Genomic DNA, 22,202 nt, shown 5'->3' on the forward strand with positions numbered 1-22,202 from the left:
CAAACCTTTCCGGTGAATGCGGACGCTGTAAAAGCGCCCGCAGGGAACCTTGATGGGTTCAGTTGGCCAGCCAGCCTTCGCGCGTCAGCACTTGCGTCACGGAAGCCTCGTTGGTCTTGATGAAATCGGCAAGCTGGGTGCCGCTCATGTAATCAGCCGACTGCGACGTATCCGTCAGATACTTGGCCCATTCCGGCGTTTCCGATACCTTCTTCAACACGCCGGCGTAGAAATCAACAACGTCCTGCTCGACGCCCGAGGGCAGCCAGACGGTGCGGGGCATGGAATAGTTTTCGATTGCGATGCCGCTTTCCTTGCAGGTCGGGATATCGCCCCAGCCGAGTTCGCCGGCAACCTTGCCGTCGCTCTTCAGCTTTTCGGACTTGAAGACGCAAACCGGCTTGACCATGCCTGCCTGCCACTGGCCAAGATTCTCGCTGGGATTGTTGACGTTGGCGGCAATATGCTCGCCGGCCAATTGAACGGCTGCTTCGCCGCCGCTTTTGAACGGGATATAGCCGAGCTTGGTGCCTGATGCTTCATTGATCATCGAGGTCAGGATCTGGTCGACGTCTTTCGACTGGCTTCCGCCAACCTTGTAATTGCCGGATTCCTTCGCCTTTTCAACGAAATCGGCGGCTGTCTTGATGTCGGCCTTGCCGTTGACCCAGAGCACGAATTCATCGGCTGCAAGGGCTGCGACCGGCGTCAGGTCTTCCGATTTGTAGGGCACCTTGGCGCGGACCGGCAGAAGATAGGCATTGTTGGTGCCGAAGGCGAGCTTATAGGCATCACCCTTGTAGCCTGCGGTATAGACGAAGCCTTCCGCACCGCCGGCGCTGCCCTTGTTGGTCACGACCACAGGCGCTTTCATCAGCTCATATTTGGCGATGATCGACTGGATGGTGCGGGCAAAAATATCCGTGCCGCCGCCGGGACCGGCCGTCACGACGAACTCGACGGGACGGTTGGGCTCGAAGGCCATGGCCGGGGCAGCGACGCCGAACGCGGCTGCCATGATGCATGCGATTGAGACCGAATTTTTCATCTTAGACTCCTCCGTTGATTGGACGGCGTGGACCTCCTCCACGCCGGTAGAAACGAAAACCGTTCGAATTCAGGCAGCGGCGGCCTGCGCCGCACTTCTTTTCGCCATGCGCGCAGCCAGAAGAATGGCCTCACGGCTTGCCCCGGCATCGGCAATGCCCTTGCCGGCAATGTCGTATGCCGTGCCGTGAGCGGGCGTGCACAGGGCGAATGGCAGTCCGCCCATCATGGTGACGCCCTTGTCGAAACCCATCATCTTCATCGCGATCTGGCCCTGGTCGTGATACATGGTCAGGACCGCCTGAAACCCTTCCTTCAGTGCGCGCAGAAAGACAGTATCGGCCGGGAAGGGGCCTTCGACATCCCATCCGCGCTGGCGGGCAAACTGCACGGCCGGCTCGATAATATCGATTTCTTCCATGCCGAAGCTGCCGCCATCGCCGGCATGCGGGTTGAGGCCTGCGACCGCGATGCGCGGGTTCTCGTAACCGGCCGCCTTCAGGCATTGCCGCGTCAATTCGATTTCCGCCAGGATACCATCGACCGACAGACTGGCGGCAACTTCGGACAGCGGAATATGCGAGGTGACGCGCGCATTCCAGACTTTTTCAAGAACGTTGAACTCACGCACCTTGCCGGTAAAGCCGATGACATCGGCGACGAAACGGATTTCGTCGTCATAGCCGGGATAGGCAAAACGCATTGCCTTCTTGTTGAAGGGCGTGAAGCAGACCGCCTGCGCCCGGCCCGTGTCGGCCAATTGCAGGGCCGTGCGGAAATTGGTGGTGGCAAACGTGCCGCCCGCAAGCGTCGCTTCGCCGCGATCGACATCTGCCGGGTCGAGATGGGCGAGGTCGATGAACACGTGTTTTTGCGTGCCTGCACTTTCGAAATTCTCAAGCGTTGCGGACGCGAGATCGAGCGTCAGCCCGGCGCTTTGCGCACCCTCGTCCAGAATGCGGCGATCGCCGATGACGACCAGATGGGCCGCATCGCGGATGTCTTCCATCGCAATGAGCTTGGCGGTCAGTTCGGGGCTGATGCCCGCAGGATCGCCCATGGCGAGCGCAATGACGGGACGCGCATCGTCGGTATTCAGGGTCATGGTGAAGGTCCTCCGCTTCATGCTGTTGCCATCGTCATACGTCATTCAAAATTCTGCATCAAGTCTTTTGTATGCTGTATGCAGCATTTTTTGTTGACGCCGGAACGGGCGGACTTCATGGTCGCAATGCGTGAAAAACGATTCAGACACTCAACGCGGCAGAGCGGATGGGCATAGACATGGACGATATCTCCACATTGCAACGCCGCGCCGATGGCAGCGCCGGGCCGATCCGCCGCATGGCGCTGCATGACACGCTGGTCAATCACCTGCGCGACATGATCATCGAAGGGGATCTGGAGCCCGGCACCCGGCTTCATGAAGGTCAGCTTGGCGAACAGCTCGGCGTGTCACGCACGCCGCTGCGCGAGGCCATCAAATATCTCGCCAGCGAGGGGCTGGTGGAACTGGTGCCGAGCCGGGGTGCCGTGGTGAAACGCTTCAGTCCGAAAGATGTGCACGACATGCTGACGGTGCTGCGCACGCTGGAAGAACTCGCCGGGCGTCTTGCCTGCGACGCGGCGACCGATGCCGAGATCGCCCATGTCCGGGCCCTGCACGACGAGATGATCGACCGCTACAAGGCCGCCGACCGGCTGCAATATTACAAGCTCAACCAGGACATCCACACCGCGATCGTCCGGCTGGCGCAAAACAGTTCGCTCATTGATATCCATGCCATGCTGCAGACCCGGTTGAAGCGCATCCGCTTCATCGGCCATGAAGGCCCCGAAAAATGGGCGGCCGCCGTCAGCGAACATGAGGAAATGATTGCGGCACTCGAAGCCCGTGACAAGGCCGGCCTCTCCGAAGTTCTTGGCCGGCACCTGTTCAACGCCTGGGACAGGGTGAAGGCGTCACTGTAAGGCGACGGGCACACCGGCGCCAGACGCAATCCTCGTGGAGATCGCGACCCTATCCGCCGCCAGGCATTCCAGCCGCGCGCCGAAAGGCCGCCGGGCTCTTGGACGTCCATTTCCGGAAAGCGCGGTGAAAGGCGCTTGGCTCGGAATAGCCGAGCTGCGCCGCAATTTCCCCGACACTGGCCTCACTGTTCAGCAGCATGTCGATGGCGCGATCACGGCGGATTTCGTCCTTGATCCCGGCAAAGCTCTGGCCTTCGCCTTGCAGACGATGGCGTAACGTCGAGGCCGACATGTGCATCTGGGCGGCAAGGTCGCCAAAGCCCGCCCAGGCCGCCGGTGCCTGATCGCGCAACCGCTTGCGGACCCCCGCTGCGAGACCGGCATCATAGCGGTAGCGCACGAGGATGTTCGCAGGAGCACCGCGCAAAAACTGTTTTAGCGCCTGCTCGGTGCGGGCGATCGGCAGTTTCAGCACGGCGCGATCAAACGCCAGACAGCTGACGGGCTGTGAAAACTGCACGGGCGCACCGAAGAAGAGCCGGTAGTCGGCTCCTTCCAGAGGTTCTGCACAGCGGAAATCCACCCGGCGTATCGGAATGCGGCGGCCGACGAGCCAGCAGGCGATGCCATGCAGCAGGATCCAGTAGGTGCGGTAGGCAAAGGCCGAGCGGGCATTCCCCTTGTCCGTCAGCACGATTTCAGCAAGGCCGTCGCGGATCACCAGTTCGCCGCTTGGATCTTCCAGCACGACGCTGAGAAAACGCAGCGCCCGGCGAAGGGCCTGGTCCAGCGTCTTTGCATGCAGGACGCAATGACACAGAAGCGTGAAACTGCCGCTGCGCATCGGCCGCTCGCCCATGCCGAAAAACTCGTCGTCCACCTCCGCCGCTACCGCCAGCCAAAGGGCACCGTAGCTTTCGGCTGAAATCGCGGTACCGACCATTGCCTGCAATCCCAGCGACGCCAGCAATGGCGCCGTCGGCTTGCCCGCCCGCCGCAGGCAATCGAGCGCCTCCTCGACGAACGAGGGCGAGATCATCCGCCGGTCCGCATCCACCATCGGTATCCTCCACTATGGCAAAAATGTCCGAAAAATGAAGGACAGTTCTGTCATCGCTTGCAATACCGCGCAAGCGTAGACTCAAACATGCCATGATGGAAATCAGGCATGATGGGCGGAACGCGGCGGGGAGGCTGCATGACGTATCAAAATGAAAATGCCGCACGCCTTCCAAACGGAAGGGCAGCGCTATGAAAATTTCCGGCAAGGTTTTCGTGGTGACGGGCGGCGGTTCCGGCCTTGGTGCGGCGGTCACCCGCATGCTGGCGGAAGCTGGCGCCCAAATCGTCATCGCCGATGTCAACCGCGAAGCCGGTGCGCAGATTGCCGCCGATCTCGGCTCCAGTGCCCGGTTCATCAAGACGGACGTGACAAGCGAAGCCGAGGGGCAGGCGGCTGTCACGGCGGCGCTTGAGAGCTTCGGGCATCTGCATGGCCTGGTGAATTGTGCCGGCATTGCGCCGGGCGAAAAGGTTCTCGGCCGCAACGGCCCCCACCGGCTTGAGAGTTTTGCACAGGCGATCGGCATCAACCTGGTCGGGACCTTCAACATGATCCGTCTTGCCGCCGTTGCCATCCAGAATGGGGCTCCAGACAGCGAGGGCGAACGCGGCGTTATCGTCAATACGGCTTCGGTCGCCGCCTTCGACGGACAGATCGGCCAGGCTGCCTATGCCGCCTCAAAGGGCGGCGTCGTCGGCATGACGCTGCCGGTCGCGCGTGAACTTGCCCGTTTCGGCATTCGCGTCGTTACCATCGCACCCGGCATTTTCGAAACGCCGATGATGGCCGGCATGCCGCCGGAGACGCAGGAAGCGCTTGGCAAGAGCGTGCCGTTTCCGCCGCGTCTCGGCCGCCCCGATGAATTTGCCGCTCTGGTGCGCCATATCTGTGAGAACACCATGTTGAATGGCGAGGTCATCCGGCTGGATGGCGCCTTGCGCATGGCGCCGCGTTGAACCGGCCTTGGGAGGTTTTGAAATGACTATGCAGGATCCCATCGTCATCGTCGGCTCCGCCCGAACCCCAATGGGCGGTTTTCAGGGCGATCTGCAGGGCGCGACCGCGTCCGAGCTTGGCGCGGCTTCCATCCGCGCCGCCTTGGAGCGCAGTGGCGTGGCAGCGGACCTGGTCGAGGAAGTTGTGTTTGGCTGCGTTCTGCCGGCCGGGCAGGGGCAGGCTCCGGCCCGCCAGGCAGCGATCGGCGCCGGCCTGCCGTTTACAACCGGTGCCAGCACCGTCAACAAGATGTGCGGCTCAGGCATGAAGGCGGCCATGCTGGCCCATGACCTGATTGCGGCCGGGAGCGCCCATATCGCGGTGGCCGGCGGCATGGAGAGCATGAGCAATGCGCCCTATCTGCTCGATCGTGCCCGCAGCGGTTACCGCCTCGGTCACGGCCGCATCATCGACCACATGTTCCTCGACGGGCTGGAGGACGCCTATGACAAGGGACGGCTGATGGGAAGCTTCGCCGAAGACTGCGCCGAGGCCTACCAGTTTACCCGTCCCGCCCAGGACGATTTCGCCGTGACCTCGCTCACCCGTGCCAAGAAGGCGATCGAAGACGGTTCGTTCGATGCCGAGATCACGCCGGTGATGGTGAAGGCGGGAAAGACCGAACAGGTCGTCAGCCGCGACGAGCAGCCGGGAAAGGCGCGGCTTGAAAAAATCCCGACGCTGAAACCCGCCTTCCGCGAAAACGGCACCGTGACCGCAGCCAATGCCAGCTCGATTTCCGATGGCGCCGCCGCGCTGGCGCTGATGCGGCGCTCGGAGGCCAACCGCCGGGGACTGACGCCGCTTGCCACGATCACCGGCCACGCCACCCACGCGCAGGCACCCAATCTGTTTGCCACGGCCCCGATCGGCGCGCTGAAGAAACTCAGCGAACGCACCGGGTGGGCCTTGAAGGATGTCGATCTGTTCGAGATCAACGAGGCTTTTGCTGTCGTTGCCATGGCTGCGATGCGCGATCTCGACCTGCCGCATGACAAGGTCAATGTCCATGGCGGCGCCTGCGCGCTCGGCCATCCCATCGGCGCATCCGGCGCGCGCGTCATCGTCACATTGCTGGCAGCCCTTGAGCGTTACGATCTGAAGCGCGGCATGGCTTCGCTCTGCATCGGCGGCGGCGAGGCGACGGCAATCGCGCTTGAGCGGCATTGAGGATTTAAGGGGAGGAGACCCGGACATGATCCTGTCTGAACAACAGATCCAGATCCGCGACATGGCCCGCGATTTCGCCCGCGAGCGCCTCATGCCAGGCGCTGCCGGGCGTGACGTGTCGCATGTATTTCCGAAAGACGAGCTGAAGGAAATGGGCGAACTCGGCTTCCTCGGCATGCTGGTGCCGGAAGCCTACGGCGGCTCGGAAACCGGGACGGTCGCCTATGCCGTTGCGCTCGAAGAGATTGCCGCAGGTGACGGGCCGTGCTCGACCATCATGAGCGTACACAGTTCCGTCGGCTGCGTGCCGATCCTGAAATTCGGCACGGAAGAGCAGAAGCAGCGTTTCCTGCCGAAGCTCGCCTCCGGCGAATGGATCGGCGGCTTTGCGCTGACCGAGCCGCAGGCCGGGTCCGACGCGTCCAACCTGCGTACCCGCGCCCGCCGCGACGGCGATCATTATGTGCTCGATGGTGCCAAGCAGTTCATCACCTCCGGTAAGAACGGCAATGTCATCATCGTGTTTGCAGTGACGGACCCCGATGTCGGCAAGAAGGGCATCACCGCCTTCATCGTGCCGACGGAGACGCCGGGATATGAGGTGGTGCGCGTCGAACAGAAGCTCGGCCTGCATTCCTCCGATACCTGCCAGATCGCCTTCACCAATATGCGCATTCCCGCCGATTTGCGGTTGGGCGCTGAGGGGGAGGGCTATAGGATTGCGCTTGCCAATCTCGAGGGCGGCCGGATCGGCATTGCCGCGCAATCGGTCGGCATGGCACGGGCAGCCTTCGAGGCGGCGCGCGATTATGCCCGCGAACGCATCGCCTTCGGCAAGCCGATCATCGAGCATCAGGCCATCGCCTTCCGCCTTGCCGACATGGCCACGCAGATAAGTGTTGCCCGGCAGATGGTGTTGCATGCGGCCGCATTGAAGGAAGCCGGCGAGCCCTGCCTAACGGAAGCGTCGATGGCCAAGCTGTTTGCCTCGGAAATGGCGGAAAAGGTCTGCTCGGATGCGATCCAGATTCATGGCGGCTATGGTTACATGTCTGACTACCCGGTCGAGCGTATCTACCGCGATGTCCGCATCTGCCAGATCTATGAGGGCACAAGCGACGTGCAACGCATCGTGATTGCACGTAGTCTATAAGAGAACGAGCCCTGCTTCCGGGAGGAGACTGGAAGACAGGGCTACAATGGGAGGAAGAACGAGGCATGACCGAGTTCCCGCAATTGAGCCTTCATGTTCCGGAACCAGCCGTCCGGCCTGGCGGCATGCCGGATTTTTCCAACGTCAATATTGCCAAGGCCGGGTCCGTTCCGCGTCCTGAGGTCGATGCGGCGTCCGAAGACATCCGCGATCTCGCCTATTCGATCATTCGCGTGCTCAACCGCGATGGCGAAGCGGTCGGCCCCTGGGCGGGCTTGCTGCCGGATGAGGAACTGCTGACAGGCTTGCGCAACATGATGAAGCTGCGCGCCTTCGATGCCCGCATGCTGATGGCGCAGCGGCAGGGCAAGACATCCTTTTACATGCAGCATCTGGGCGAGGAAGCCGTCAGCTGCGCCTTCCGCAAGGCGCTGAAAAAAGGCGATATGAACTTCCCGACCTATCGTCAGGCGGGTCTTTTGATTGCCGACGATTATCCGATGGTCGAGATGATGAACCAGATCTTCTCGAACGAAAAAGACCCGCTGCGCGGCCGGCAGCTGCCGATCATGTATTCCTCCAAGGACCATGGCTTCTTCACCATCTCCGGCAATCTCGCCACGCAATATGTCCAGGCTGTGGGCTGGGCCATGGCATCGGCCATCAAGAACGACACCAAGATCGCTGCCGCCTGGATCGGCGATGGCTCGACTGCCGAATCGGATTTCCATTCGGCGCTGGTCTTTGCCTCGACCTACAAGGCGCCGGTCATTCTCAATATCGTCAACAATCAATGGGCGATCTCCACCTTCCAGGGCATTGCCCGCGGCGGCTCCGGCACCTTTGCCGCGCGCGGCCTTGGCTTCGGCATTCCGGCGCTGCGCGTCGATGGCAACGATTATCTCGCCGTCTATGCCGTGTCCCACTGGGCGGCCGAGCGGGCGCGGCGCAATCTGGGCCCCACGCTGATCGAATATGTCACCTACCGCGTCGGCGCCCATTCCACCTCCGACGACCCGAGCGCCTACCGCCCGAAAACAGAATCGGAAGCCTGGCCGCTCGGTGATCCCGTCCTGCGCCTGAAGAAACATCTGATCGTGCGTGGCGCCTGGTCGGAAGAGCGGCATGTGCAGGCGGAAGCCGAAATCCTCGACGAGGTGATCCAGGCGCAAAAACAGGCGGAGGTGCACGGCACCCTGCATGCCGGCGGCAGACCCTCCGTGCGGGATATCTTCGAGGGCGTCTACGCCGAAATGCCGCCCCATATTCGCCGCCAGCGGCAGAAGGCAGGATACTGACATGGCGAGAATGACGATGATCGAGGCCGTGCGCAGCGCCATGGACGTCTCGATGGAGCGCGACGACGATGTGGTGGTGTTCGGCGAGGATGTCGGCTATTTCGGCGGCGTGTTCCGCTGCACGCAGGGCCTCCAGGCGAAATACGGCAAGACCCGCTGCTTCGACGCACCGATCAGCGAGAGCGGCATTGTCGGCACGGCGATCGGCATGGCCGCCTATGGTCTGAAACCGTGCGTCGAAATCCAGTTTGCCGATTATATGTACCCGGCCTATGACCAGATCACCCAGGAAGCCGCCCGCATCCGCTACCGGTCGAACGGCGACTTCACCTGCCCGATCGTGCTGCGCATGCCGACCGGCGGCGGTATTTTCGGCGGGCAGACGCATAGCCAGAGCCCGGAGGCTCTGTTTACCCATGTCTGCGGCCTGAAAGTCGTCGTGCCCTCCAATCCCTACGATGCCAAGGGCCTGTTGATTGCCTCGATCGAAGATCCCGACCCTGTGATGTTCCTCGAGCCGAAGCGCCTCTATAACGGCCCCTTCGACGGCCATCATGACAGGCCGGTCACGCCGTGGTCCAAGCACGAACTCGGCGAGGTGCCGGAAGGCCATTATAGCATTCCGATCGGCAAGGCAGAAATCCGCAGACCCGGATCTGCGGTCACCGTCATCGCCTATGGCACCATGGTGCATGTGGCACTGGCCGCCGTCGAGGAAATGGGCGTCGATGCCGAGGTGATCGACCTGCGCAGCCTGTTGCCACTCGATCTCGATACGATCGTGCAATCGGTCACCAAGACCGGGCGCTGCGTCGTCGTCCACGAGGCGACGCTGACATCCGGTTACGGCGCTGAATTGGCAGCGCTGGTGCAGGAACATTGCTTCTATCACCTGGAAGCTCCGATTGTGCGCGTGACGGGGTGGGACACGCCTTATCCGCATGCGCAGGAATGGGATTATTTTCCCGGACCCGGCCGCGTTGGCCGTGCGCTTGCCGAAGTGATGGAGGCGTAAGCATGGGTGAATTCATCATCAAGATGCCGGATGTCGGCGAAGGCGTGGCGGAGGCCGAGCTTGTCGAATGGCACTGCAAGATCGGCGATCCCGTCCGCGAAGACATGGTGCTGGCCGCCGTCATGACCGACAAGGCAACGGTCGAAATCCCGTCGCCGGTCAATGGCACGGTCCTTTGGCTCGGCGCCGAAATCGGCGATACGGTTGCCGTCAAGGCGCCGCTGGTACGCATTCAGGTCGCGGGCGAGGACGGTGAGGCGGAAGCTGTTCCGATGGCGGAGACCATAACAGCCACTTCCCCTTCTCTCCAGCGGGGAGAAGGTTTCCAAAGGGCGGATGAGGGGGTATCCCCGGCCTCTCTCAGCCAGCCAGCCCCCTCATCCGGCCCTGCGGGCCACCGTCTCCCGGCTGGGGAGAAGGGAAGGCGTGCCGCATCTGAAACGACTGGGGACAAGCCGCTGGCCTCGCCGGCCGTCCGTCTTCGGGCACAGGATGGCGGCGTCGATCTGCGGCAGGTGACGGGGTCTGGCCCGGCCGGGCGCATCACCCATGACGATCTCGACCAGTTTCTGGCGCGCGGCGCCCATCCGCAACCGGCGGCCACCGGACTTGCCCGCAGGACCGCTATCGAGGAGATCAAGGTCACCGGCCTGCGCCGCCGCATTTCCGAAAAGATGGTGCTGGCAGCGTCGCGCATTCCCCATATCACCTATGTTGAGGAAATTGACGTTACCGATCTGGAAGATTTGCGTGCAGCGATGAACGCGACGCGCAAACCGGAGCAAACCAAGCTGACGATCCTGCCCTTCCTGATGCGGGCGATGGTGAAGACGATCGATGAGCAGCCGGTCGTCAATGCCACCTTCGATGACGACGCCGGTATGATCAGCCGGCATGCCGCTGTGCATATTGGCATTGCCACCCAGACCCCGGCTGGTTTGACGGTGCCTGTCGTGCGCCACGCGGAAGCGCGCGGCATCTGGGAATGTGCTGCCGAAGTGGTGCGGTTGGCGGAAGCGGCCCGCACCGGCTCGGCGCTGCGGGAAGAGCTGTCCGGCTCGACCATCACCATCACCTCGCTCGGCGCCATGGGCGGCATCGCCACGACGCCGATTATCAACCATCCGGAAGTGGCGATCGTCGGCGTCAACAAGATCATGACGCGGCCTGTCTGGGACGGCAATCAATTCATCCCGCGCAAGATGATGAACCTGTCGTCCAGCTTCGATCACCGGGTGGTGGATGGCTGGGATGCGGCGACCTTCGTCCAGCGCATTAAGGCGCTGCTCGAAACCCCTGCGCTGATTTTCATTGAAAGCTGAGCCCATGAAAGAGATCGTCTGCAAACTTCTCGTCATCGGCGCGGGTCCCGGCGGTTATATCTGCGCCATCCGGGCGGGGCAGCTCGGCGTTGATACCGTCATCGTCGAAGCCGTCAAGGCCGGCGGCACCTGCCTCAATATCGGCTGCATTCCGTCCAAGGCACTGATCCATGCGGCCGAGGAATTCGAGAGGGTGACGCACATGGCGCAAGCGAAAAGCCCGCTCGGCATCTCCGTCGAAGCGCCGAACCTCGATCTTTTCAAGACTATTGCCTGGAAGGACGGCATCGTCGGCCGCCTGAACAGCGGCGTGCTCGGCCTGTTGCGCAAGGCCCGGGTGAAGATCGTGCATGGCCGGGCAAAATTCCGCGACGGCAAGACCGTGGAAGTCGAAACGGAAACCGGAATGCAGGTCATCCGCGCCGAAACGATCGTCATCGCTACCGGGTCGGAACCGGTGGAACTTCCGTTCCTGCCCTTCGGCGGACCGGTCATCTCCTCGACCGAAGCCCTGTCGCTGAAAACCGTGCCGCCAAAGCTGGTGGTCGTCGGCGGCGGCTATATCGGGCTTGAACTGGGCACAGCATTCGCCAAGCTCGGCTCGAACGTCACCATTGTCGAAGCCACGTCGCAAATCCTGCCGCAATATGATGCCGAGCTTGTCAAGCCGGTCTCCAAGCGCCTTGCCGATCTCGGTATCCGCGTCCTGACCGGCGCCAGGGCAAAGGGGTTATCCGGCAACGCGCTTTTGATCGAAACCAGTGAGGGCGCGGAAGAGCAGCTTGCCGCCGACAAGATCCTCGTGACCGTCGGCCGCAAGCCGCGCACGCAAGGCTGGGGGCTGGACGAACTGGATCTCGACCGTGCCGGCAATTTCCTGCGCATCGACGATCGCTGCCGGACATCGATGCGCGGCATTCATGCCATCGGCGATATCACCGGCGAGCCGATGCTCGCCCACCGCGCCATGGCGCAAGGGGAGATGGTCGCCGAAATCGTCGCGGGCAAGAAGCGCATCTGGGACAAGCGTTGCATTCCCGCCGTCTGCTTCACCGATCCGGAGATCGTCACCGCCGGTCTGTCACCCGACGAGGCACGGGCGCAGGGTTACGAGATCCGTGTCGGGCAATTCCCCTTCAATGCCAATGGCCGCGCCATGACCATGCTTTCGGAAGAGGGCTTCGTGCGCATCGTGGCGCGCGCCGACAGCAATCTCGTGCTCGGCATCCAGGCGGTTGGCTCCGGGGTTTCCGAACTTTCGAGCGCCTTCGCGCTGGCGATTGAAATGGGCGCACGTCTGGAAGACATTGCAGCGACGATCCACGCTCATCCGACCCGCAGCGAAGGCTTCCAGGAAGCCGCCTTGAAAGCGCTTGGCCATGCCCTCCACATCTGAAACGCGCGCAACAGAGACAGAAACGCTGGTCGAGCGCCAGGGCGCACTCGGCCGCATCCGGCTCAACCGTCCCAAGGCGCTCAACAGTCTGACATTACAAATGGTGCGCGACATCGACACGGCACTTGACGATTTCGAACGCGACCCCTCCATTTCAGCCGTGCTCGTGACCGGCGAGGGGGAGCGCGGCCTGTGTGCCGGTGGCGATATCCGCGCCATTTACGATGGCGGCAGAACCGGATCGGACGTGCCGACAACGTTCTGGCGCGAGGAATACAGGCTCAACGCCCGCATCAGCCGCTATCCGAAACCCTATGCCGTCATCATGGACGGCATCGTCATGGGCGGCGGCGTCGGCATATCTGTCTATGGCAGCCACAGGATCGTCACCGAGCGTACCCGTTTTGCCATGCCGGAAACCGGCATCGGCTTTTTCCCGGATATCGGCGCATCATGGTTTCTCACCCGCCAGGCCCATGAACTTGGCACCTATATCGGCCTGACCGGTGAACCGCTGGGTGCCGCCGATGCCATTCTCGCCGGTCTCGCCGATGTTTTTATAAAGTCCGGACGGCTTGCGGAATTGACCGGAGCCTTGGCCGCGCTGCCCGCCCACAGTTCACGCGAGACAGTTTCCGCCGTGATTGCGGGCTTTTCTGAAAAACCGCCGGCCGGCGTCCTGGAGCCGCAGCAACCTGCGATCGATCGCCTTTTTGCCTTCGACATGATCGAAGACATCATCGCTGCCCTGCGTTCGGATGACAGCCCTTTTGCCAAAAAACTTCTTACCGTTCTTGCGGCCAAGTCACCCCTTAGCCTCAATGTCACGCTGCGTCTTTTGCGGCTCGGGCGCAAAACCGGCACGCGGGAAGACTGCCTTGAACGGGAATTTTCAGCGACGGCTGCGGTTCTGCGCAGCCATGATTTCTACGAGGGCGTGCGCGCGGCCGTGATCGACAAGGACCGCAATCCGCAATGGCGGCCGCAGCGGCTTGCCGATGTCACCGCAGCCGATGTCGATGCCTATTTCCAGCCCTCCAGCCACCCGCTCTTTTCAAACAGGATCAAGGAAGGATCACCAGCATGACGATCGGATTTATCGGTCTGGGTCATATGGGCGGCCCGATGGCTGCCAATCTGGTCAAGGCGGGCCATGCGGTCAGGGGCTTCGATCTTTCACAGCCGCTGCTGGACGAGGCAAGAGACAAGGGGGTGATCGCCTGCGCCTCGCTGACCGACGCAGTTGCAGGCGCCGATACCGTCATCACCATGCTTCCCGCCGGCAAACATGTCCTGTCTGTCTGGCAGGAGCTGGTCGCCACCGTTCCTCCCGGCACGCTTCTGATCGATTGCTCGACCATCGATATCGACAGCGCCCGCAAGGCGCACGGCCTGGCGGCCGCCCATCACTGCCCGTCGCTGGACGGGCCCGTTTCCGGTGGCACGGGAGGTGCTGCCGCCGGCACGCTGACCTTCATGGTCGGCGGCGAAGAGGATGTATTTGCAAAATCCCAGCCGGTCTTTGCGGCGATGGGCAAGAAGATCATCCATTGCGGCGGACCGGCGGCAGGCCAGGCGGCAAAAATCTGCAACAACATGATCCTGGGCATCAGCATGATTGCTGTCGGCGAAGCCTTCGTGCTTGGCGAAAAGCTCGGCCTCTCGCATCAGGCGTTGTTCGATGTCGCCTCGGTTTCCTCCGGCCAGTGCTGGTCACTCACCACCTATTGCCCGGTCCCTGGCCCCGTCCCTGCATCGCCGGCCAATCATGGTTACAAGCCGGGGTTTGCCGGCGCGCTGATGCTGAAGGACCTGAAGCTGTCGCAGGAGGCAGCCCAATCGGCCGGCGCCGTCACGCCGCTTGGCGCAAAGGCAGCCGAGCTCTACACGCTGTTCAACGAGCTCGGAAACGACGGCAAGGATTTTTCCGGGATCATCGATATGCTCCGGCAACAACAAGCACTGTCTGACACAGCCTGAAACGCCGCCAAGAGGATTCTGTCCATGGAAGAACCGATCATCATCGAACAGCAGGACCGCGTCGTCATCGTCACGCTGAACCGCCCCGCCGCCCGCAACGCGCTCAACTCAGACATCATGAACGCATTGGCGACAGAGCTTGCGCCGCTCGACCGCGATCCGGGCGTCGGCTGTTTCGTGCTGAAAGGCTCGGACAAGGCCTTTGCTGCGGGCGCGGATATCAAGGAAATGGCGGACAAGTCGTTCCCCGATATGTTCGGCGAGGACTTCTTTGCCGCCTGGGACCGGTTCGCCTCGTTCCGCACGCCCAAGATTGCTGCGGTTTCCGGCTATGCGCTGGGCGGCGGTTGCGAACTGGCGATGATGTGCGACATGATCTTTGCCGCCGACACCGCCATGTTCGGCCAGCCGGAAATCAAGCTCGGCGTCATTCCCGGCATGGGGGGATCGCAGCGGCTGACAAAGCTGGTCGGCAAGGCCAAGGCGATGGACATGATCCTGACCGGCCGGATGATGGATGCGGCAGAGGCCGAACGCTGCGGCCTCGTCGCCCGCATAATCCCGGCGGAAAAACTGCTGGAGGAAACATTGGCCGCCGCCCAAACCATCGCCGGATACGGCAAATCCGCCACCATGGCGGCGCGCGAAGCCGTCGATCGTGCGCTCGAGGGCGGCCTGCGCGAAGGCATCCTGTTCGAACGCCGGATTTTTCACGCGCTGTTTGCCACTCAGGACCAGAAGGAAGGCATGTCCGCCTTCATCGAAAAACGGCCGCCGCAGTTTCAAGGCAAATAGAGGCTCTAAACCGGACGCGCCTCGCCTGCGCCATCCCAGATCACCGAACGGCGGGTGGCCGCCACGATCGCATCGATCGTCACGCGCAATCGCGGCAGCATCACCGGAGCGCTTGGCCAGACCACATGAATGGGCAGATCGCTACCGATCCGCCCTGCCATCACCTGTTTCAACGCCCCCGACGCAAGCTCCGGCGCCGCCAGCCACTGCGGCAACAGGCCGATGCCGTGACCGGCCTTGATCGCCGCAAGCGTGAGCGCACTGCCGTCGAGCAACAGCCGGGCAGGGGGCACCCATGTCTCGACCCTGTCATCGGCGCCTGCGGCATCAGACGCATTGATGGACCAGGGCACAACGCCTCTCTCGCCACTGGTCGCGATCAGCCGGTGTGCCGCAAGATCGCTTAGCGATTGCGGCGTGCCGTGCCGGTCGAGATAGGCGGTGGATGCACACAGCACGATCGTCTGGGTGCCAAGACGGCGGGCAGTCAAGCCCGACGTATCCTCCAGTTGGCCGATCCTTACGGCCACATCCACCTGCTGCGCAACAAAATCGGCTTTCTCGCCTTTGAGCGTGATGTCGAAGGAGAGCAGGGGATGGACATCCGCCAAGGCAAAAAGTGCGGGAGCAACAACGGACCTACCAAATAGCGGCGGCAGGCTGATCCGCACCAGCCCACTCGGCTCCGACCGCGTCGCCGCCAGCTCCGCCTCGATCCGGTCGATCTCATGGAGCGCCTGGCTGCAACTCTTGAAATAGCGTTCGCCTTCCTGCGTCAACTGCAGCCGCCGAGTCGTCCTTTCGATCAGGCGAACGCCGAGCCGGGTCTCCAGTCTTGCAATCGCCTTTGCCACGGCAGACGGCGACAGATGAAGCTGCACTGCGGCTGCCGCGAAAGAGCGGGCGCTGCAGACAGCGATGAAAATGCGGATCGATCCGGTTCGGTCATTCCTTGTCATGCGCGATTTAACGAAATCAAGTCATGAATGCCAAGACCGGATGTCGCTTCTCCGGCCGTAAAGTCACCAATACAATCGCTGTCATGAGAACAGCAAAAACATATGCCGTCATCGGCGGCACCTCGGGAATGGGCCTTGGCCTTGCGCAACGGCTTGTTGAGCGGGGCGACCGCGTCCTGATCGGTGGCAGAAACAGCGAAAGACTGGAGGCGGCAGCCCGGCAACTCGGTCCGCTGGCCAGCATCCGGTCTGTCGATATTGAGGACCGGGCGTCGCTTGCAGGTTTTTTTGCCGGAGAGGAGGATCTGGCGGGATTGTTCACCCCCGGCACCACCTATCGCACCGCCTCGTTCCGCGATGCCGATGCGCAGACGGCCGAAAGCCCCTTCCGGGCAAAGTTCTGGGGCCAATATTGGGCCGTGCACACGGCGCTGCCTCACTTTGCCAAGAATGCAGCCATCGTGCTGATGTCGGGCGCCGCCTCGGTTCGCCCGATCGGCAATCCCGCCTATTCCGCCTGCAATGCCGCAATCGAGGGGCTTGCCCGGGCGCTGGCCGTCGAACTGAAGCCGCTCCGTGTCAACTGCCTGTCGCCCGGCCCGATCGACAGCAACCTCTGGCGCAACCGCGACGCCTCCATTCGCGAACCAGTTTTCGAAAGCTGGCGGACAATCGCCCTCACCGGCGAGGTCGGGACCGTCGAAGACGCTGCGGATGCGGCCCTTTTCCTGCTCGACAACGGCAATATGAACGGATCAACGCTCTACAGCGACGGCGGCTACACGCTGCGCTAAAATAGGAAACGGGGGCGCCCAGCCGGTCAAGGCCGCCCAACGGCCACCGTCTCGCCATCCGCCGGAATCAGCAACCGCGAAGCCGCTATGCCCTTCGCATCCGCCACGTGCCGCAGATCTTCACGGCTGATCGTCGCATGATCAAGCGCTTCCATATGGGTGGCAATGACAATGGCATCCGGTGCGGCTTCGCATACGGCAACCGTTTCAGCAGCGTCCATCACGATCAGGTCTCCATCCCAGCGCGCGCCGCAGGAATGGGTGACGATGACATCCGGCGTGCTCGCGGCGATCACGTCAGTTACCGGTGAGTAGAGAACGGTATCGCCAGCCCAATAGACCGAAGGCTCCTCCGCAGCTTCAAGGGTGAATCCCATGACGTGCCCCATCAGTTCGACCACCGGCCCAAGACCATGGCTGCCTTCGCGGCGCGTCAGTGTCAGTCCCCGCCAGATCGCAGTGCCGGCCAAAGGCGTCACATTGCTAAACCCGGCCCCGCGAATGGTTTCTTCGTCACCCGGCTGACAGAAAAGCGGCAAATGTTTCGGCACCCGCTGCATCGCAACATCATCGAAGTGATCGGTATGAAGATGCGACACGATCACCATCTCCACACCCTCCAGAATATCCTCAATGGCGATCGGAAGCTCCACCATCGGATTGGGCGACCGGCCGGTAAACGACGGCAAGCTGTGTTTGTCTGCGAAATAAGGATCAATCAGAACGGTACGCCCGGCATATTCCAGCTTCAATGTGGCATTGCGGATTAGCTGGAGTTTCATGCGAGTTTCCTCAATAGGAGCTGGCGGGATTGTTCGTGCCATCGTCGCGCCTGTTGGAATAAAAGCAAGTCTAAAAGTAGGGATGCTGTAGGGAACACAGGGCGAGGTATTTGTCGCGATTGAGTCTTGAACCCACCCCGGCTACATATATCTATCACATAAGATAGATTATGGAACTAATATACTGCTTTTGACGTGTNTGTTACGCTAGCAAGAATTTACCCCCAGCGCGCTAGTAAAAAATTAAATGCGGGCGTAACCGCCATGCAATCACCTTGCAACTGCGGATAGATTTTAGGTCTTGTTAACCTGCCAATGCAGTGAAGGCCACCAACCGGTTCAATCAGGGCCGTATCCTTCTACCTTCTGCGTAGCCCGCTTCTTTAAAGTGTTTCTTTGCTTTCGCTTCCGGATCACCGTCTTTCCGAAAATCTGCCAAGTCAGCATTCGCTTTTATATAGTCATCCCAGTTAAACCCTGAATAGCCGGGAAACCTGCTCTCCGCGTTCCCATACAGCTGAAAGTGTTGCAGTGCAGACAAAAATGTACCATCCGATACAGCAAGAGCTACATCTGGGTGAGCTAACAAATAATCAGCCTCGTTGAAGAGCGAATAGCCTCTAAGGAGAGCCTCTACATCCTGGTTGCCATCAGGAACTTTTGTCCAGTTAAACGAGAAAATCTTATTCAGGAGCAAAACTGCCTCCAATTAAATTTGTCTTATGTATATTAAATTTTTGTGCATCGCAGCATACCTGCTGCCGCAACTTATGCAAGAAATTTATTCGGATAATGGTTTTAAGAAATGGCAGCAAGCGACCGCTAATAATTGGATAGCCGTAGCGCGAAAACACAATTCAAATGTCCAGTATAATGAACAATCGTAACAACGGTTCTTATAAGAAACCGCCACTTGCAGTACGCATGAAAATGTTGCTCGTTGCATTTCGCGGCGAAAATTAATTTTCCAGTCACGCGTGGCGTCCGCTCTCATTGGCTCTGAAAGGTTCGGCCAATCGTAAAATCGCTAATCCATGGCGCGTCGCATCGGCGTCTAAGATGAAGCTTCACATTGGTAAGGCCTCTCATCAAACCCCTATATGCGTAGCCTTCCATTAACCTTCTGTTAACCATTTTCTCGCAGAACGGTGGCAACGGAAAATTTACCAAGTTGAATGATGTGTTAACACAATCCCGGCCGATCCGTCTTAAGGGGCGATCCTTTCTTGCGCTTGCGTTGGCGCCCGAGCTGCCATTTGAAGATTGGCTCGTGCAGCTCGATGCGCTTGCGTCCCGTTCCGCCGGGTTCTTCCTGCGGCGCCCGATCGTGCTCGATGTTCAGGGTCTTGAGATCGATCGTGCGCAGCTGCGCGAGCTTGTCAGCCAGCTCGGTGCGCGAAACGTCAGAGTGATGGGGATCGAGGGTGCGCGCTCTTCTTTGCTCGGGCCCGACCTGCCGCCAGCCATGCAGGATGGGCGTCCGGCCTCCGATGTGGAATTGCCGAGTGCCGGGGAAACGGAAAAGCCAGCCTTGGCGGACGCAGCGGTGGTTGAGGCTGTCATAGCCTCTTCCTCTGCACCAACGAAAGCCGCGCCGTCGCTTGTTGTCAGCCAACCGGTTCGCTCGGGGCAGGCGCTGTTTCATCCCGAGGGCGACATCACCATTACCGGCTCGGTTGCATCCGGTGCGGAAGTGGTCGCCGGGGGATCGATCCATGTCTATGGCGCGCTGAGAGGGCGGGCGATGGCGGGTACGATGGGCAACGCGTCGGCGCGGATCTTCTGCCGCAAGCTGGAAGCGGAGCTGATCGCAATCGACGGATTCTACCAGACGGCGGAGGACATGGATCCACGGCTGCGGGGAAAAGCAGTCCAGATCTGGCTTGAAGGCGAGACGATCAAGGCTGAAGCGCTCGGCTAAAACGAAGACGGTTTTGTTGAATTGGAGAGGTATATGGGCAAGGTAATTGTGGTGACGTCCGGCAAGGGCGGGGTCGGCAAGACGACATCGACTGCAGCTTTGGGCGCAGCGCTCGCGCAAAATGGCGACAAGGTCGTGGTGGTGGATTTCGATGTCGGCCTGCGCAATCTCGACCTCGTGATGGGCGCTGAGCGGCGCGTCGTCTATGATCTCGTCAATGTCATCCAGGGCGAAGCGAAGCTGACGCAGGCGCTGATCCGCGACAAGCGCGTGGAAACGCTCTACCTGCTCGCCGCCTCGCAAACCCGCGACAAGGACAATCTGACGCCGGAAGGCGTGGAAAAGGTTATCGAGGCGTTGAAGAACGCCTTTGATTGGGTGATCTGCGACAGTCCCGCAGGCATCGAACGTGGCGCGACGCTCGCCATGCGTCATGCCGACGTTGCGATCGTCGTGACCAATCCGGAGGTGTCCTCGGTGCGCGATTCCGACCGCATCATCGGACTGCTCGATTCCAAGACACTGAAGGCCGAAAACGGCGAGCAGATGGAAAAGCACCTGCTCTTGACCCGTTACGACGCGGGCCGCGCCGAACGCGGCGATATGCTGAAAGTCGACGATGTCCTCGATATCCTGTCGATCCCGCTTCTCGGCATCATTCCGGAAAGCATGGATGTGCTGCGCGCGTCGAATGTCGGCGCCCCCGTCACGCTCGCGGACGGCCGCAGTGCGCCGGCCATGGCCTATTTCGATGCGGCGCGCAGGTTGAGGGGCGAAATCCTGCCGATCACCATCCCCGGCGAAAAGCGCAGCCTGTTCGGCAAGATCTTTGGAAGGAAAGCGGCATGAACCTGTTCCGTCTGTTTTCCAAATCGCAGTCCGCACCGGCTGCCCGCGAACGGCTGCAGGTGCTGCTCGCGCATGAGCGGGCATCGGCTGGCGATTCCGACCTCGTCGTCAAATTGCGCGACGAAATTCTCCGGGCGATTTCCAAGCATATGGAGATCGACAGCGAAAAGGTCAGCGTCAAGCTGGAGCGCGGCATCCAGGTCTCGACACTCGTGGTCGATGTCGAAATCCCCTTCGATGCCACGAGGAAGGCGGCCTGAAGGCCATCTGCTTCATCCGGCAATAATGCTAGCCGTCCTCCCCGGTGGTCAATCCAGCGCCGATGCGATTATGGAACCTTTTCCAAGGATGGCGATTGTGCCTGATGCGCGCAATTGTCAAAGGATTCCCCATGAAAATCGCTCTTATGGCTGCGGTCCTCATCGCAGCCTTTTCCCAGCCTGTCCTTGCAGACGAAAGCGGTTTTCTCAAATCCATTGGTGGTGCCTGGTCAGGCAAGGGCATCGTGATCACGAAAATCGGCTCCTCCCCGGTCAATGTAACGTGCACGTTCGCGAGCCGTCCCAGGGGCGCGGCATTGTCCATGACGGGACAGTGCCGGGGTCTGCTTGTCGTGCGCCGGGCAGTCTCTGCCGATATCAAGGCAAACGGAGCGACTTACAGCGGCACCTATATCGGCCCGTCAGGACGTCCTTCGCGGCTTTCCGGGACCAGGCGCGGCAACACAATCAACTTTGCCGTCCGCTGGAGCCGGGAGATCAACGGCGATCGCAGCGCCCAGATGACGATCGAAAAGCTTGGCACGAGGGGCTTGCGCCTGCGCACCACGGACAAGGATCCAAAGACCGGCCGGAACGTCGTGACGAGCGATATCCGCCTATCCAGGTAGTCAGCATTGGAAGCAGGCTGACGAGTGTGGGGCAGTATTCCTAAAGTCTACACGCCTTCCCACCCTGGCGCATTAACCTGTGCGGCTGCAGGGGCAAGCCGAAAACGCCTAGCTTTTGATCTTTTTTGAGAATGCCCCAATTTTAGGCGATTTCATGTTGCGCTCTGTGTTGCGCTGCGTCATGAATGCCGAATGGCTTATCTCGACCTCACCATTCTTGTCATCGATGAGAACGCGATCCGCGCGTCGATCATCGAGGAAGGATTGCGCGAGGCGGGGCATGCGAATGTGACCGTCGTGCACGAGGTCAATGGTATTGCGCGGATCATCGAGACGCTGCGGCCCGATGTGATCTTCATCGATCTGGAAAACCCCAATCGCGACATGATGGAGCACCTGTTCCAGCTGACCCGGACGGTCGGGCGGCCGATCGCCATGTTTGTCGATCGCTCGGACACGGCCTCCATCGAGGCTGCCGTCGATGCCGGCGTCTCCGCCTATATCGTCGACGGTTTGAAGAAAGAGCGGGTCAAACCAATCCTCGACATGGCCGTCAGCCGTTTCAACGCGTTCTCAAGACTGCAGCGCGAACTGGCGCAGGCGAAATCGGCGCTTGAAGAGCGCAAGATCGTCGAGCGCGCCAAGGGCATTTTGATGAAGATGCGCGGTCTGTCGGAAGAGCAGGCTTTCGCACTGCTGCGCCAGACAGCCATGAACGAAAAGAAGAAGATGGCGGACATCGCGCAAAGCGTCGTTACCGCCGCACGGCTTTTGATGTGACGGCCGGGATGCCCAGGGAGGC

Annotated in this window: 23 protein-coding genes; 17 read left to right on the forward strand and 6 right to left on the reverse strand. The window is 61.0% G+C overall.

Annotated elements, in window-relative coordinates; genetic code table 11:
- Positions 1 to 58: 58 nt before the first annotated feature.
- Entirely contained in the window at positions 59 to 1,048 is a 990-nt protein-coding gene (locus ASD32_RS03860; protein WP_060636586.1) for a tripartite tricarboxylate transporter substrate binding protein, read from the reverse strand.
- 69 nt (positions 1,049 to 1,117) lie between these two features.
- The gene (locus ASD32_RS03865; RefSeq protein WP_060636890.1) at positions 1,118 to 2,152 is read right to left on the reverse strand and encodes a 4-hydroxythreonine-4-phosphate dehydrogenase PdxA; all 1,035 of its coding nucleotides are present in this window, start codon (positions 2,150 to 2,152) and stop codon (positions 1,118 to 1,120) included.
- A 179-nt stretch (positions 2,153 to 2,331) separates the two neighbouring features.
- Between ASD32_RS03865 and ASD32_RS03870 the strand changes: the two genes are divergently transcribed.
- A complete protein-coding gene (locus ASD32_RS03870; RefSeq protein ID WP_060636892.1) occupies positions 2,332 to 3,018 on the forward strand; it encodes a GntR family transcriptional regulator in 687 nt (228 codons plus the stop codon).
- A 49-nt stretch (positions 3,019 to 3,067) separates the two neighbouring features.
- On the opposite strand, the gene ASD32_RS03875 is transcribed toward ASD32_RS03870, so the two are convergent.
- The gene (locus tag ASD32_RS03875; RefSeq protein ID WP_060636587.1) at positions 3,068 to 4,078 is read right to left on the reverse strand and encodes an AraC family transcriptional regulator; all 1,011 of its coding nucleotides are present in this window, start codon (positions 4,076 to 4,078) and stop codon (positions 3,068 to 3,070) included.
- 191 nt (positions 4,079 to 4,269) lie between these two features.
- Between ASD32_RS03875 and ASD32_RS03880 the strand changes: the two genes are divergently transcribed.
- The 10 genes from ASD32_RS03880 to ASD32_RS03925 all read left to right on the forward strand — a co-directional run bounded on the left by ASD32_RS03880 (position 4,270) and on the right by ASD32_RS03925 (position 15,206).
- The gene (locus ASD32_RS03880; RefSeq protein ID WP_060636588.1) at positions 4,270 to 5,037 is read left to right on the forward strand and encodes a 3-hydroxyacyl-CoA dehydrogenase; all 768 of its coding nucleotides are present in this window, start codon (positions 4,270 to 4,272) and stop codon (positions 5,035 to 5,037) included.
- Positions 5,038 to 5,059: 22 nt separating this feature from the next.
- Entirely contained in the window at positions 5,060 to 6,247 is a 1,188-nt protein-coding gene (locus tag ASD32_RS03885) for an acetyl-CoA C-acyltransferase (protein WP_060636894.1), read from the forward strand.
- 25 nt (positions 6,248 to 6,272) lie between these two features.
- Entirely contained in the window at positions 6,273 to 7,400 is a 1,128-nt protein-coding gene (locus ASD32_RS03890; protein WP_060636589.1) for an acyl-CoA dehydrogenase family protein, read from the forward strand.
- A 65-nt stretch (positions 7,401 to 7,465) separates the two neighbouring features.
- Positions 7,466 to 8,698, forward strand: a complete 1,233-nt coding sequence (locus ASD32_RS03895) for a thiamine pyrophosphate-dependent enzyme (RefSeq protein ID WP_060636590.1) — start codon at positions 7,466 to 7,468, stop codon at positions 8,696 to 8,698.
- A gap of 1 nt (position 8,699) precedes the next feature.
- A complete protein-coding gene (locus ASD32_RS03900) occupies positions 8,700 to 9,713 on the forward strand; it encodes an alpha-ketoacid dehydrogenase subunit beta (RefSeq protein ID WP_060636591.1) in 1,014 nt (337 codons plus the stop codon).
- A gap of 2 nt (positions 9,714 to 9,715) precedes the next feature.
- Complete coding sequence (locus tag ASD32_RS03905) at positions 9,716 to 11,035, forward strand: dihydrolipoamide acetyltransferase family protein (protein ID WP_060636592.1); 1,320 nt, start codon at positions 9,716 to 9,718, stop codon at positions 11,033 to 11,035.
- Positions 11,036 to 11,039: 4 nt separating this feature from the next.
- Complete coding sequence (gene lpdA / locus ASD32_RS03910; protein WP_060636593.1) at positions 11,040 to 12,431, forward strand: dihydrolipoyl dehydrogenase; 1,392 nt, start codon at positions 11,040 to 11,042, stop codon at positions 12,429 to 12,431.
- Positions 12,415 to 13,518, forward strand: coding sequence for an enoyl-CoA hydratase/isomerase family protein (locus ASD32_RS03915; RefSeq protein WP_060636594.1), 1,104 nt, complete (start codon positions 12,415 to 12,417; stop codon positions 13,516 to 13,518). The genes lpdA and ASD32_RS03915 overlap by 17 nt, the downstream gene beginning before the upstream one ends.
- Positions 13,515 to 14,411, forward strand: a complete 897-nt coding sequence (gene mmsB / locus ASD32_RS03920) for a 3-hydroxyisobutyrate dehydrogenase (RefSeq protein WP_060636595.1) — start codon at positions 13,515 to 13,517, stop codon at positions 14,409 to 14,411. Before ASD32_RS03915 ends, mmsB begins: the two co-directional genes overlap by 4 nt.
- A gap of 24 nt (positions 14,412 to 14,435) precedes the next feature.
- Positions 14,436 to 15,206 (forward strand): enoyl-CoA hydratase, encoded by a 771-nt coding sequence (locus ASD32_RS03925; RefSeq protein ID WP_060636596.1) that lies wholly within the window; start codon positions 14,436 to 14,438, stop codon positions 15,204 to 15,206.
- Positions 15,207 to 15,211: 5 nt separating this feature from the next.
- Here ASD32_RS03925 and ASD32_RS03930 read toward each other — a convergent pair whose 3' ends face one another.
- On the reverse strand, positions 15,212 to 16,165 hold the full coding sequence (locus tag ASD32_RS03930) for a LysR family transcriptional regulator (RefSeq protein WP_060636597.1): 954 nt from the start codon (positions 16,163 to 16,165) through the stop codon (positions 15,212 to 15,214).
- 23 nt (positions 16,166 to 16,188) lie between these two features.
- Between ASD32_RS03930 and ASD32_RS03935 the strand changes: the two genes are divergently transcribed.
- On the forward strand, positions 16,189 to 16,959 hold the full coding sequence (locus tag ASD32_RS03935) for an SDR family oxidoreductase (protein WP_200953557.1): 771 nt from the start codon (positions 16,189 to 16,191) through the stop codon (positions 16,957 to 16,959).
- A 26-nt stretch (positions 16,960 to 16,985) separates the two neighbouring features.
- Here the strand turns inward: ASD32_RS03935 and ASD32_RS03940 are convergent, their stop codons facing one another.
- Together ASD32_RS03940 and ASD32_RS03945 are read right to left on the reverse strand one after the other, a co-directional pair.
- Positions 16,986 to 17,741: an MBL fold metallo-hydrolase gene (locus ASD32_RS03940; protein WP_060636598.1), complete on the reverse strand. Its 756-nt coding sequence runs from the start codon at positions 17,739 to 17,741 to the stop codon at positions 16,986 to 16,988.
- A gap of 343 nt (positions 17,742 to 18,084) precedes the next feature.
- Positions 18,085 to 18,438 carry a hypothetical protein gene (locus tag ASD32_RS03945; RefSeq protein WP_060636599.1) on the reverse strand — a complete coding sequence of 118 codons (354 nt, stop codon included), beginning with the start codon at positions 18,436 to 18,438 and terminating at the stop codon, positions 18,085 to 18,087.
- A gap of 474 nt (positions 18,439 to 18,912) precedes the next feature.
- On the opposite strand from ASD32_RS03945, the gene minC reads away from it, so the two are divergent.
- The 5 genes from minC to ASD32_RS03970 all read left to right on the forward strand — a co-directional run bounded on the left by minC (position 18,913) and on the right by ASD32_RS03970 (position 22,180).
- Complete coding sequence (minC, locus tag ASD32_RS03950; protein ID WP_060636600.1) at positions 18,913 to 19,662, forward strand: septum site-determining protein MinC; 750 nt, start codon at positions 18,913 to 18,915, stop codon at positions 19,660 to 19,662.
- Positions 19,663 to 19,695: 33 nt separating this feature from the next.
- A complete protein-coding gene (gene minD / locus ASD32_RS03955; RefSeq protein ID WP_060636601.1) occupies positions 19,696 to 20,511 on the forward strand; it encodes a septum site-determining protein MinD in 816 nt (271 codons plus the stop codon).
- On the forward strand, positions 20,508 to 20,771 hold the full coding sequence (gene minE, locus ASD32_RS03960; protein WP_060636602.1) for a cell division topological specificity factor MinE: 264 nt from the start codon (positions 20,508 to 20,510) through the stop codon (positions 20,769 to 20,771). The genes minD and minE overlap by 4 nt, the downstream gene beginning before the upstream one ends.
- Before the next feature lie 131 nt (positions 20,772 to 20,902).
- The gene (locus ASD32_RS03965) at positions 20,903 to 21,400 is read left to right on the forward strand and encodes a hypothetical protein (protein ID WP_060636603.1); all 498 of its coding nucleotides are present in this window, start codon (positions 20,903 to 20,905) and stop codon (positions 21,398 to 21,400) included.
- Between the two features lie 192 nt (positions 21,401 to 21,592).
- Positions 21,593 to 22,180 (forward strand): ANTAR domain-containing response regulator, encoded by a 588-nt coding sequence (locus tag ASD32_RS03970; protein ID WP_060636604.1) that lies wholly within the window; start codon positions 21,593 to 21,595, stop codon positions 22,178 to 22,180.
- Positions 22,181 to 22,202: the final 22 nt, after the last annotated feature.

Origin of the sequence: Rhizobium sp. Root483D2 (assembly GCF_001426685.1) — a bacterium.
In the GTDB taxonomy this organism is placed as follows: Bacteria; Pseudomonadota; Alphaproteobacteria; order Rhizobiales; family Rhizobiaceae; genus Pararhizobium; species Pararhizobium qamdonense.